The sequence below is a fragment of the Bacillus sp. LBA3-1-1.1 genome, assembly GCF_040676495.1.
GTDB lineage: Bacteria > Bacillota > Bacilli > Bacillales > Bacillaceae_G > Bacillus_A > Bacillus_A nitratireducens.
This window is the reverse complement of the sequence record NZ_JBEGIB010000006.1, coordinates 1-12,489: the sequence shown is the minus strand read 5'-3', so window position 1 is coordinate 12,489 and position 12,489 is coordinate 1. Positions and strand designations below refer to the sequence as shown.

The following is a 12,489-nucleotide window of genomic DNA, read 5'->3' as shown; positions in this document are numbered from 1 at the left end:
GGAGCTGTTTTTTATTCGTCTTCTTTTTTATCTTCGATTTGGAGTTCACTCTCTGGTTTATGGTATGTGTAGAAGCTATCCACAAGTAAATCTAAATGCTCTACTTCCTCACTGTAGTTAATAATTGAAGAAATAAGAGGGAAGAGGTGTAACCATATTTTATATGCTTCCTCATCGTCCTTATTTTGATAATCCATAAAGATATCAATCAATTCTTGTTTACCTGTTTCAACTTCATCAAGCATCTCAACGGATTGTTGTTTCTTTGCTTTACCAATAAATTTTAATAAAACTTGTTCGTGATAATGCGTTAATGAATCAAGTTCGTTTTGAATAGATTCCTGAAACTCTTCTGGCATATAGCGCAGTTCATTTTCAGTACGATGTAATGACTTTAACGTGCTTAAAGCGCGGCTTGTTGTCGCTAACATTTGTCTGAATAAAACGAGCTTACGAATTTTTGCGAATTGTATTTTCTTCGTATAACTTCTTTCTTCTTTATACAGCAAATAGTAATGATTTAGTTTAATCATTTTTTCTTTCATGCGATCAATATCGGTTTTTAGCGTTGTAAAATCAGAAGCTTGCCTACTGTTCATACGAATCCATTTAACAATTTCCTCTGTATTATCAACGATGCGATGGTAAAGTTTTGTTTCATATTTTGGCGGCATAAATACTAAATTTACAAGCGAAGCCGCAATAATTCCAATCATAATCGTCGCGAATCGAAGTAAGGCAAAATTAAAGAAATCTTCGCCTTGATACTCCATAATGGCGATAACTGTTACTAAAGCGATTGATATTGTGTTTTCTAAGCGTAATTGTAAAGTAAGAGCAATTACTAATATACACGTTAATCCAATAATAAAAGGATTATGTCCAAAAGCAGTAGCAAATACGATAGCGAATACCGCACCAATTACGTTTGCTTGAATTTGCTCAAGAGCTGTTAAATACGAGCGGTATACAGACGGTTGAACAGCAAAGATAGCTGAGATTCCCGCAAATACTGGACTCGGTAATTGAAGTAAAATACAAGCAAATAAAGCTAATGTAATGGCAATACCCGTTTTTAAAATGCGAGCACCAAGTTTCATACCCTTATTGATATCCTTTCTCTTGTCATAATGAATGTACAACATGATACTATACATTCATTACAATATGTTAGCAAGTGATATTTTAGTGACGTTAAAAAGAAATTAAGATTCATTTTATAATTTTTCCTAATTCTTTTTAAACATCAATTTTTAGTAAAAAAACCTGCTGAATTTCAGCAGGTTTCAAATTGTTACTATAGATTACTATGAGAAGTGTACTTCGTCAATTTTTTCTTGAAAATGAAAATTAGGCATATCACTCTGTTGAGATAGATGGGTCCGCCTGTTCTTTTTTCGGGATAATTTCATAGAAGTGAAGCTGGATATTATCTAATAATGGTGTTAATAAAGCGACTTCTTCATATTGTTCATGCTCATTTAATACACGAATGTAGTCTAATAATAATTCATTTACATCTTGCAAACCATTTTTACTAATTGGCTGCAATGTTACATTTGCACCTTTAGCGATTCTTTGTTTTAAGGCTTGCTCTGTTAAACCTAAGTTTGGCTCATGACGTAAATAAACAACACCACCAGTCATGCCGGCACAAATCCATGGACCAGGATCTCCTAAAACAAGAGCACGACCATTTGTCATATATTCAAAAGCAAACCCTTTTATATTGGAATATGCGCCTATATTCCCTTGTTCTTTTTCACGGAGTGGTTTTGTAATTCTACCTCCAATTATCATGTCTGCCCCAGAAAGGCGAATGCCAGCACGAGCATCAGCGTTACCTTGCACGTATAATGCACCTTTTTGAGCGCCGTATCCAAATCCTTTTCCGACAGAACCGTTATAATATGTTCCATCTTTTCCTTTTGCTTTCGTTATATAAATGCCACCACCAAATGAAGTTTTCCCAATGCCGTCTTGCGCACCGCCATTTACGTGTATAAATAAGTTCTCGCTATTGTACGCGCCTAATCCGTTTCCAGGAACAGAACCGTTTGTATACTTTAATGTAAGTGGTTCAAGATGAGTGTTTTCATATAATTTACTACGAACACGATAACAGGATTCTAGACCACCCATTACACGTTGCTCTACGCCGACGCTTACTAATTCTTTTGACTGGAGAGAATTAGTTGATTCAAATTGTTTTTCTTGTACAGATTCCGTTATTTTCACGGATGAATCTTCTATCGTTTGTATTAAGTTTCGTAAGTCTAATAAGTTCTGGCCTCGAGTTTGTTCTAATAAATCTGATCGCCCGACAATATCTTGTAAGTTTGTGTAACCGAGCTGCCCTGTTAAACGTTTTAGTTCTGTACCGAAAGTAGTGAATAGGTTTAATAGCCCGGCAACTGCGCTTTCTAATTCACGTGGAACGAAACGGCGCAGTCCATGTTCTTTTGCTTGAGCTTCAGATTCAATTTGTGTTGCAATTCCGACGTGGCACGTATCGAGATGACAACCACGGCAAGTTGTACAGCCAATGGCAATCATTGATAATGTACCAAATCCAATCCGGTTTGCTCCAAGGAGCATGATTTTTAAGGCATCATTTACGCTTCGGATACCACCGTCTGCCCAAATCTCTACTTTATGTCTCATATGTGCTTCTAATAGAGCGTTATGTGCAGCTTTAACACCGATTTCTACAGGAAGACCTACATGTTGCAATGCATGAATACGTGCAGCACCTGTTCCGCCATCAAACCCGCTAATGTTAATAAAATCAGCACCAGCTTTTGCAATACCGACAGCAATTGTTCCAATATTAGGAACGACAGGGACTTTTACAGCTACTTTTGCAAGATGATTAGCCGTTTTAATTTCTGTAATCATTTGGGCTAAGTCTTCAATTGAATAAATATCATGGTTGTTAGAAGGCGAAATTAAATCCGAACCAATTGTAGCATTACGTGCTTCAGCGATTTTGGCAGTTACTTTTGAGCCAGGCAAATGTCCACCTTCACCAGGCTTTGCTCCTTGACCAATTTTTATTTCAATTAAATTTGATGAATTAAGTAGTTCAGCGTTTACTCCAAATCGACCAGATGCAACTTGTTGTCCGCGTGTATTTGGGTATTTGCCAATCATATCTTTAATTTCGCCGCCTTCACCGTTCAAACTAATCATATTTAGCTGATTGGCAGCTTCTGCATATGCACGGAAGGCTATTTCATTTTGAGAACCGAATGACATGGAACTAATAATAAATGGTAAATCATGATTGTGAATGCCGATGGACACTTCTTCAGTCGGAATTACATGTTTTGTTTGTTTTGTTTGAATAAGGTGCCTGATTGCGATAGAGTTATTTTCTTCTAATTCACTTAACTTGTCGCGGTAATCATCATAAGAGTTTCCTTTGGCAACATCACCAATTGCTTTCCAAATCCGCGGGAATATATGAAATGATTTTCTCATTCTAACTTGTGGATTGTTATAATCAATCGCACGAATTTTTGCATCTTCAGCAAGTGATTCAAGTGAAAATGCTAAATCATTTGAACCGAAGAAATTTGTAATTTGTAATGTGTTTGCGATTTCCTCATGTAATCCAATAGAGGAGAAGAGGCGACCGTAACCGCGTAATTCATGAATTCCAATCGTTGAAATTACTTTCTCTAGTCCTTTATTAAGTGCGGTATACAAATTAGTAATTGGTGCTTTAGTTCCATCATTTACAGTTGCGAATAATAAATATGGATTAATACCGTCTGCCCCTAATCCGTATAGCGTGACGATATCGTGTAAGGAGCGAAGGGCACCGGAACGTATAACGAGAGAGCATTTCCGACGTAAATTATTTTCAGTTAATGCTTGATGTACTTTAGCGGTAACTAAATGTGGATCAATCCATAATAGTTCATTTTGATGAGAGTTAGCGTCATCTAATAATAGTAGGGAAGCCCCATTTTTAACGGCTACTATCGCTTCGGAACTAATTCGATTTAACGCGCTTTGTAAAGTTTCTGATGGACTAAATGTAACAGAAATTGTAGAAACAGAGCTATGAGTGGTGAATAGCTGTATAAGTTGTTCGTACGTAATCGTCTGTAAGTCTGCCGTGATAGGCTGAGCTAAACTTCCTTCTAAAATAATTGGTGAAAGCATCTCGATTACAAATGGTTGTTTAGAGTTATCTAATAAACTTGGACGTTCTCCGAGTACGGTACGTGTGGAGAAGTGTTCGACTTCTCGATCGCGATCGATGGCTGGATTTGTTACAACGGCTACACTTTCCTTAATGAAATCGGCAATATTTCGTCTATCTGTATCAAGTGCGGCAAGTGGTGAGTCATGCCCAAGTGAACGAATTGGTTCGACACCTTTTGTTGCCATCTGTTCAAGGAGCTGAATATGTTCTCGATCCCAGCCGAAAGCAACGTATTGCTTCGTTTCAACTTGAACGGAATCACATAACCCCTGAATTTCTTTCGTTTCAGGGATAGATAAGTTTACATGATAGTTGGTAACATCGATTCGTTTCTTAAAACGGTTATATACTTCAATTTGATAATTGTCGTATTCATAGAGAATAAGCTCATCTTGTTCATTCCATTTTAGTCCAACTTTTTCTCCAGGAGCGAGTGGTTTCGGCTCTGCTACATACTTAGTTGGTGATACAACTCCAGGTTCAGAAGAGAAAATATAGGAGCTCTCTGTCTCTACTTTCCAAACTGGGCGCAATCCAAGAGAATCGACACTGAAAACAGCTTCATCTTTATAACGTGAAATGATGCCAGCTGGACCTTGAGCGAAATGCCCCCAAGCCTCACGTATATAAGTGTATAAGTTTTGTAAGTTTGTTTCGTAAAGTTTTATTTCATTAATAATTGGTGGAAATAATATATCCATTGCTTCAAACAAGCTGTAGTTATACTGAACGAGAAGGGTTTCTAAGGTGCGGTTTAAATCTTGGGAGTCACTTCCCCCTGCAGTAAGTGGTACATGAATCATTTCGGCTTGATCACGTAATTTGGCAATTGTATTAATTTCACCATTATGTCCGAGAATGCTAAATGGTTGTACACGAAAAAAATTAGATAATGTATTAGTAGAATAGCGATTATGTCCTAGTGTCATAGTTGAAGCGATAAGTGGGTGTTGTAAATCGTTGTAATAGGCAACAAGTGTATCTCCAGCACCTAGAACTTTATATACAACATGTTCATGACTTAATGAGGCAACATGAATTGCTTCATTTTCTTCGATTTTTATTGTTACAGAAAATAATGTTTGTTCAATATTTTTAACTTTACTTTCGGCGATAAGGGCAATTTGCCAAAATAAAGGTTCTTCTTGTTTACCAAGAGGACCGAGTGCATCTGAGTTTATTACATCATCATTTTCGAGAACAATTGTAAATTTTTCATTGTTTAGTTGCGTACGAATGTAATCTTTTAACTCAGCAATGTTTTCTTTTTTGTTTAGAAAAAAATGTCCAACGATAAAGTGGGGATGATCCACAATCGTTGGATTATATCCGCTACTTTTCAGTTTTTCATTCCAAAGTGCTTTTGGCATGTCGATATGAATTCCGATACCATCTCCTTCGCCATTAATGAAACCAGCTCTATGATTCATTTTGACGAGTGATTGTATACAAAGGTCGATGTTTTCTTTTGTAGGAATTCTTCGTTTTTCCATAACGGAAACGATTCCACACGCATCATGTTCTGCATTTTTATAATTCCGAAATAAAGACGGTGTCCATTTATTTTTTTTATTGAGCATCCGTCAATCCCCCCTCTGGAAAATGAATTTTGAATAATCTTACTATTTAAGGCGTAAGTAGCCTTGTATACAGGGATAGTAAGGATATAAAAGAATATAAAACAGATAATTATGAATAATCATACTATTAATGAGGGATTTATGAAATAGAAAAAAGGAAAAAAGAAAGGTTGCTTTCTTTTTTCCTTTTAATTATAGGGGTTATTTATTGTCTGCTAAAGCAGCAAATGCTCTGCCGACAGCTTCAATTGTATACTCGATATCTTCTTTTGTATGTTCTGTCGTTAAGAACCATGCTTCATACTTAGAAGGTGCTAAATTAATACCTTCTTGAAGCATTAGCTTGAAGAATCTACCGAACATTTCCCCATCTGTATTTTTGGCTGCATCGTAATCTTCAATTGTATTTGTCGTGAAGTATACAGTTAATGCACCTTTTAGACGGTTTACTGTAATATCGATGTTATGTTTTGTAGCTTGTTCTAAAATTCCTTTTTCAAGCATTGCGCCAAGTGCATCTAATTTCTCGTATACGCCTTCTTGTTGAAGTACTTCAAGGCATGCAATACCGGATGCCATAGAAGCAGGGTTCCCGGCCATTGTACCAGCTTGGTATGCAGGGCCGAGCGGAGCAACTTGTTCCATAATTTCTTTCTTACCCCCGTAAGCGCCAATTGGAAGGCCACCGCCGATAACTTTACCAAGTGCTGTTAAATCTGGTGTTACACCAAGTAAGTCTTGAGCACCACCGTACATAAAGCGGAAAGCAGTAATAACTTCATCATAAATTACTAATGCGCCAGCTTCATGGACAAGCTCATTTACTTTCTCAAGGAATCCAGGTTTAGGCTCTACGATACCGAAGTTTCCAACGATTGGTTCTACAAGGATAGCTGCTACTTCATGTCCCCATTTATCTAAAGCTTCTTTTAACGTTTCTACATTATTAAAGGGAACGGTAATAACTTCTTGTGCAATACTTTGTGGCACACCAGCTGAATCAGGAGTTCCCAGAGTAGAAGGACCAGAGCCAGCTGCTACAAGTACTAAATCGGAATGACCGTGGTAACAACCAGCGAATTTCATAATTTTTGTGCGACCAGTGTAAGCGCGGGCAACACGAATGGTTGTCATAACGGATTCTGTACCAGAGTTTACGAAGCGGACTTTATCTAATGCGGGCATTGCTTCTTTTAACATTTTTGCAAATTTTACTTCTAGTGCTGTTGGCGTTCCGTATAGTACACCATTTTCAGCAGCTGTTGTAATTGCTTTTGTTATATGCGGGTGAGCATGTCCAGTAATAATAGGACCGTATGCTGCTAAATAATCGATATATTTATTTCCATCTACATCCCAGAAATAAGCACCTTTTCCGCGTTCCATCGCAACCGGAGAACCGCCTCCAACTGCTTTGAAAGAACGGGAAGGACTGTTAACACCACCAACGATATGTTCTAAAGCTTCCTTATGTAACGCTTCTGATTTTGTGAAATTCACTTCAATTCATCTCCTTACAAAAATCTATGTATTATTCTAACATGTTTTTTGAAAAGACGTATTGTTTGTGATAGAAGGAGCAGTTGGGTAAACTATTCGTTGTGACATTTAGGAAGGGGGTCCGATTATGAAATCGGTAATTGAGGTACAAGGGTTACGTAAAGAGTTTACAGCCTATTCAAGTCGTCCGGGATTAAAGGGTGCATTTCGCGATTTATTAAATCGTAATTATAAAATAGTACCAGCAGTAAATGATGTTTCTTTTACTGTGAAGCAAGGTGAAATGGTCGGTTATATTGGTGAGAATGGTGCTGGTAAATCAACGACAATTAAAATGCTTACAGGGATTTTGACTCCGACATCAGGACAAATTACAGTGAATGGAATGAATCCGCACAAACAGAGAGAAGAATTTGTAAGAACAATTGGTGTTGTGTTTGGTCAGCGTTCACAGCTTTGGTGGGATATTGCTGTACAAGAATCATTTCGTTTATTGAAGAAAGTGTACGGTGTATCAGACGCTCAGTATAAGGAACATATGGAACATGTTATTGAAACGTTAGATATCGGTCCTTTATTAGATAAACCGGTACGAAAATTATCTCTTGGTCAAAGAATGCGTTGTGAACTAGCAGCGGCGTTAATTCATAATCCGCCATTATTATTTTTAGATGAGCCAACAATTGGACTTGATGTTCTTGTGAAATTGAAAATACGAGAATTTTTAAAAGAGATGAATGAACGTTATAAAACAACAATTTTATTAACGACGCATGATATTACTGATATTGAAGCTTTATGTGAACGCGTCATCATGCTTGATGAAGGAAATATTATGTATGACGGATCTTTAGATAATCTTCGTACGCAGTGGGGAGTAGAGAAGGAAATACATTTTCAGTTTGTTGCCCCAGTTTCATACCAGGAGTTATCAATGGTTATGCCAGATAGTCATGTTGCTTGGTCAAAGGCAAAAGAAGAGAACGCTTGGGTGGCAAAAATACCGAATGAAGAAGTTATCATTTCTATGTTGATTTCTAAAGTAGTACAGGCCTTTCAAATTAAAGATTTGAAAATTAACGAAGTGTCTACAGAGGAAATTATTCGTAACATTTATGAAGAAGGTATTATGCATGGGTAAGTATATTGAAATGATTCGAATTCGCTTTTTAATGATGCTTGCTTATCGTACAAATTATTACAGCGGGATTTTAATTTATACGATTAACATTGGTGCGTATTATTTTTTATGGCAAGCAATTTATAGCGGGAAAGAAAATATTGAAAGTTTATCTATTTCACAAATGACTACGTATATTGCAATCGCATGGATGGCACGTGCTTTTTATTTCAATAATATAGATAGAGAAATTGCGATGGAAATTCAAGAAGGGCGTGTGGCGGTAGAGCTAATTCGTCCGTATAACTATTTAGGTATGAAAGTTATGCAAGGGCTTGGAGAAGGGATATTTCGTTTTGCTTTCTTTTCAATTCCAGGTATGGTTATGGTTACGTTATTATTTTCATTACAAATTACAACGAATTTTCAAACGTGGTTATATTTCTTCTTATCTTTAATATTTAGTTTTATCATTAATACACAAATAAATTTAATGACAGGAATGCTTACATTCTTCTTATTTAATAATAGTGGAATTATGTATGCGAAACGTGTTGTTATCGATTTATTTTCTGGTCTATTATTACCGATTAGTTTTTATCCGTTATGGGCCCAAAAAGCAATGGTGTTTTTACCGTTTCAAGCAATTAGTTATATTCCGAGTATGATTTTCTCTGAAGGTATACAAGGGAGTAAGTTATATGAAGCTTTATTATTTCAAATGATTTGGGCAATTATACTTATTATTCCAATTGTACTGATGTGGAAAACGGCGAGAAAACGTCTAATCGTACAAGGGGGATGATGAGATGATGTATATAAAATTATTTTTGCAATATGCAAGTCAATATATAAAAACAAAATTGGAGTATCGTGGCGATTTTATCGTCGGATTACTTTCAGATTTATCACTACAAGCTGTTAATTTAATCTTCATTCTTGTTGTGTTTGGACATACCCAAGCACTAAAAGGGTGGAGCCGAGAAGAAATAATCTTTATTTACGGTTTCTTTTTAGTACCGTTTGCCATTTTTTCAGCTTTCTTTAATATATGGGACTTTAATGATCGTTACATTATTAAAGGAGAAATGGACCGTATATTAACGAGACCGATCCATAGTTTGTTTCAAATTATATTAGAAAGAATGGAACTCGAATCTTTAATTGGAGCGATTACAGGAATTATTGTAATGGGATATGCAGCAGTAGAATTACAGTTATCTTTTTACTGGTATGATTTCTTCTTATTCCTACTAATGGTAGGGGGAGGGGCGCTTGTGTATGGCGGGATATTTGTTACGCTTGCAAGCCTTGGATTTTGGTCGGATGCGAAAAGTTCGATTATGCCGCTTATGTATAACATAGGGAATTATGGACGCTATCCTGTTGATATTTATAACCGCGTTATTCGCTTTGTTTTAACGTTTGTTTTACCGTTTGCGTTTGTGGGGGTATATCCAGCAGCATACTTTTTAAGGAAAACAGAGTGGAATAGCTATGCTTTTGCGACACCATTTGTTGGTATTATCTGTTTTACTATTGCAATTACCCTTTGGAATCAAGGGGTCAAACGATATCGCGGTGCAGGAAATTAATTATAGAAGCTTGTTCGCTTCTAAGGGATAAATCAGCTATAGTCCTCATACATATAAAACGAGGTGGAGGACATGTTATGGGGATTTATTCTATTAATTGCAGCAATCGCTATTTTGAGAAGTGTCCAATTATTATGGAGTTCATATTCAGATTCTAGGCGTTTCTTTTCGCTGTATAATTTAGCCTCCTTATTTTTAATTTATACAACGGTACTGATTGCGTTTGGGTTAAGTTATGTTGTATTAGAGGAAATGGGTTTTGCAGTTTTGAAAGAAGATGGAGAAAGCTTGCATGCCCAATCTTTTCAACTTGTAGAAATTTGCTTGTATTTTAGCGCAGTTACTTTATTGTCCGTTGGGTACGGTGATATAGCTCCGATTGGAATAGGGAGATGGATTGCAATTGCAGAAGCACTAATTGGATATACATTACCGTTTGCTTTTGTAATGAGATCTGTAATAGAAAATGAAAAATAAGATAGCATTTGATATAGTAAAAGAAAAGAGTAGGAGTGATAACAATGATCACAGTAGGAGAAATGGCTCCAGAATTTACATTAGAGGGAAGTAACGGGGAACAAGTTCGCTTAGCTGATTTTCGTGGTAAAAATGTAGTTCTATATTTTTATCCGAAAGATATGACTCCAGGGTGTACAACTGAAGCATGTGATTTTCGAGATGCATATGGATTATTTCAAGAGAAAGATACAGTTATTCTTGGTGTAAGCCCTGATTCAGCGAACAGACATCTGAAATTTATTGAGAAGCATGAGCTTCCATTTGTACTTTTAGTAGATGAAGATCATAAGGTAGCAGAATTGTACGATGTTTGGAAATTGAAAAAGAACTTTGGGAAAGAGTACATGGGAATCGAGCGTTCTACATTCCTTATTAATAAAGATGGTGAGCTTGTAAAAGAATGGCGTAAAGTGAAAGTGAAAGGACATATTGAGGATGTTCTTTCTTATATAAAGTAAATTCATTGTGGAGATAAAATATATAGAAGTAAGGCGAGTGTCTATACATATTTTATCGTCTTACATAAAGTGAAGTGTAGGGCATACCTCCTCAGATGATAGTATTCCAAGTGCGATTATGTCGCACTTTTTTTCTATGTAAATGTATAGAAAATGGGGAAAGATATATAAGAATAAGGCTATATACAAAAATAAACCACATACTTATAGTAGAAATATTGACGATTTATAAGAAAAGGAGTACACTCTTTATAAGAATTATAAAATAATAATCCGTATAGAATCGGGGTGCATGACGGTGGTCAAAGAAGAATTAAAAGAAGCGCTAGAAATGCTGAAAAATACGGGTGTACGCATTACTCCACAGCGTCATGCTATTTTAGAGTACCTTGTGGAATCTATGACGCACCCAACAGCGGATGACATTTATAAAGCATTAGAAGGTAAGTTTCCAAATATGAGTGTTGCAACTGTCTATAATAACTTACGTGTATTTAAAGAGGTTGGACTTGTAAAGGAATTAACTTATGGAGACGCTTCAAGTAGATTTGATTATGTTACAAGTCAACATTATCATGTGATTTGCGAAAAATGTGGTAAGATTGTTGATTTTCCTTATGGAGGTTTGGAACAGCTTGAAGAGGAAGCTGCGAAAACGACAGGCTTCGTTATTAATAGTCATCGCTTAGAAATTTATGGCGTTTGTCCAGAGTGTCATAAGGCGTAATATATAATAAAGAAAGAGGGTGACGATTACGTCACCCTCTTTCTTTATTATATGGAGATGAAAAAATACTGATCAAAGTGAAAACACGTGTTACCCTTTATAGCTTTTTTTATTGTACTTCTCATCAAATTCTTTTCCTTCTAAACTCGGATCGAGTGTTAAAGGTTGGTTGCAATGCATACATGCGTCGACACGACCGAGCATTTTTGTTGGCTTATCGCAGCTTGGACAAATAATTTGTACAGTTTTAGTGGATAACATACCAATCCAAAAGTAAACGACAGTACTAGCGATAACAGCTAAAAAGCCAACCATCATAAATGTTGTCATAATAATAATGTTGTCACGGAAAAAAACTCCTAAGTATGCAATGAAGAGACCGATAAATACTAAACTTAATGCAAAGGTCCGAATTTTATTGATTTTGTTCGAATATTTAATGCCCATTCCCACCACACTCCTATAATAATAATATAACACAAAAATCAGAATTTTCATTCTCGTATAAACCTAGTGAAATGATAAGGTGTAAAATAGGAAGGCGTATAGCCATGTAAAAAGAATAAATGGGGAGATAGAATGTTATCGTTCAAGTGTTTTTAAAGTTTTTAACGGGATGTGAAATTTTTTTTGGAAAAGTATTGACCCTATATATACTGCATGATATATTAATAAACGTCGCTGATGCGGAAACGCAGAAAACGACAAAAAAGAAAATGAAAAACTTAGTTGACATCGAAAAACGAAGATGTTAACATAAGGAAGTCGCAAATG

General features: G+C 36.1%; 10 protein-coding genes. 6 read left to right on the top strand and 4 right to left on the bottom strand.

Going from position 1 to position 12,489, the window contains the following annotated elements:
• Positions 1-11 precede the first annotated feature (11 nt).
• From MRBLBA3_RS06775 to hemL, 3 genes are all read right to left on the bottom strand, one after another.
• Positions 12-1,100, bottom strand: coding sequence for an FUSC family protein (locus MRBLBA3_RS06775; RefSeq protein ID WP_000765794.1), 1,089 nt, complete (start codon positions 1,098-1,100; stop codon positions 12-14).
• A 259-nt stretch (positions 1,101-1,359) separates the two neighbouring features.
• Positions 1,360-5,796 (bottom strand): glutamate synthase-related protein, encoded by a 4,437-nt coding sequence (locus MRBLBA3_RS06770; RefSeq protein ID WP_363380359.1) that lies wholly within the window; start codon positions 5,794-5,796, stop codon positions 1,360-1,362.
• Between the two features lie 201 nt (positions 5,797-5,997).
• Entirely contained in the window at positions 5,998-7,296 is a 1,299-nt protein-coding gene (gene hemL / locus MRBLBA3_RS06765) for a glutamate-1-semialdehyde-2,1-aminomutase (RefSeq protein WP_001011870.1), read from the bottom strand.
• 127 nt (positions 7,297-7,423) lie between these two features.
• Here hemL and MRBLBA3_RS06760 point away from each other — a divergent pair, with 127 nt between their 5' ends.
• The 6 genes from MRBLBA3_RS06760 to perR all read left to right on the top strand — a co-directional run bounded on the left by MRBLBA3_RS06760 (position 7,424) and on the right by perR (position 11,715).
• Entirely contained in the window at positions 7,424-8,437 is a 1,014-nt protein-coding gene (locus tag MRBLBA3_RS06760) for an ABC transporter ATP-binding protein (protein ID WP_000843652.1), read from the top strand.
• Positions 8,430-9,221, top strand: coding sequence for an ABC transporter permease (locus MRBLBA3_RS06755; RefSeq protein WP_000521526.1), 792 nt, complete (start codon positions 8,430-8,432; stop codon positions 9,219-9,221). The genes MRBLBA3_RS06760 and MRBLBA3_RS06755 overlap by 8 nt, the downstream gene beginning before the upstream one ends.
• A 4-nt stretch (positions 9,222-9,225) precedes the next feature.
• Positions 9,226-10,011 (top strand): ABC transporter permease, encoded by a 786-nt coding sequence (locus MRBLBA3_RS06750; RefSeq protein WP_363380354.1) that lies wholly within the window; start codon positions 9,226-9,228, stop codon positions 10,009-10,011.
• Positions 10,012-10,083: 72 nt separating this feature from the next.
• The gene (locus tag MRBLBA3_RS06745) at positions 10,084-10,488 is read left to right on the top strand and encodes a potassium channel family protein (RefSeq protein ID WP_000964348.1); all 405 of its coding nucleotides are present in this window, start codon (positions 10,084-10,086) and stop codon (positions 10,486-10,488) included.
• A gap of 44 nt (positions 10,489-10,532) precedes the next feature.
• Positions 10,533-10,988: a thioredoxin-dependent thiol peroxidase gene (gene bcp, locus MRBLBA3_RS06740; RefSeq protein WP_000633720.1), complete on the top strand. Its 456-nt coding sequence runs from the start codon at positions 10,533-10,535 to the stop codon at positions 10,986-10,988.
• Between the two features lie 298 nt (positions 10,989-11,286).
• Entirely contained in the window at positions 11,287-11,715 is a 429-nt protein-coding gene (gene perR / locus MRBLBA3_RS06735) for a peroxide-responsive transcriptional repressor PerR (RefSeq protein WP_000237831.1), read from the top strand.
• Positions 11,716-11,805: 90 nt separating this feature from the next.
• Here perR and MRBLBA3_RS06730 read toward each other — a convergent pair whose 3' ends face one another.
• The gene (locus tag MRBLBA3_RS06730; protein ID WP_000511739.1) at positions 11,806-12,162 is read right to left on the bottom strand and encodes a YgzB family protein; all 357 of its coding nucleotides are present in this window, start codon (positions 12,160-12,162) and stop codon (positions 11,806-11,808) included.
• Between the last annotated feature and the right edge of the window lie 327 nt (positions 12,163-12,489).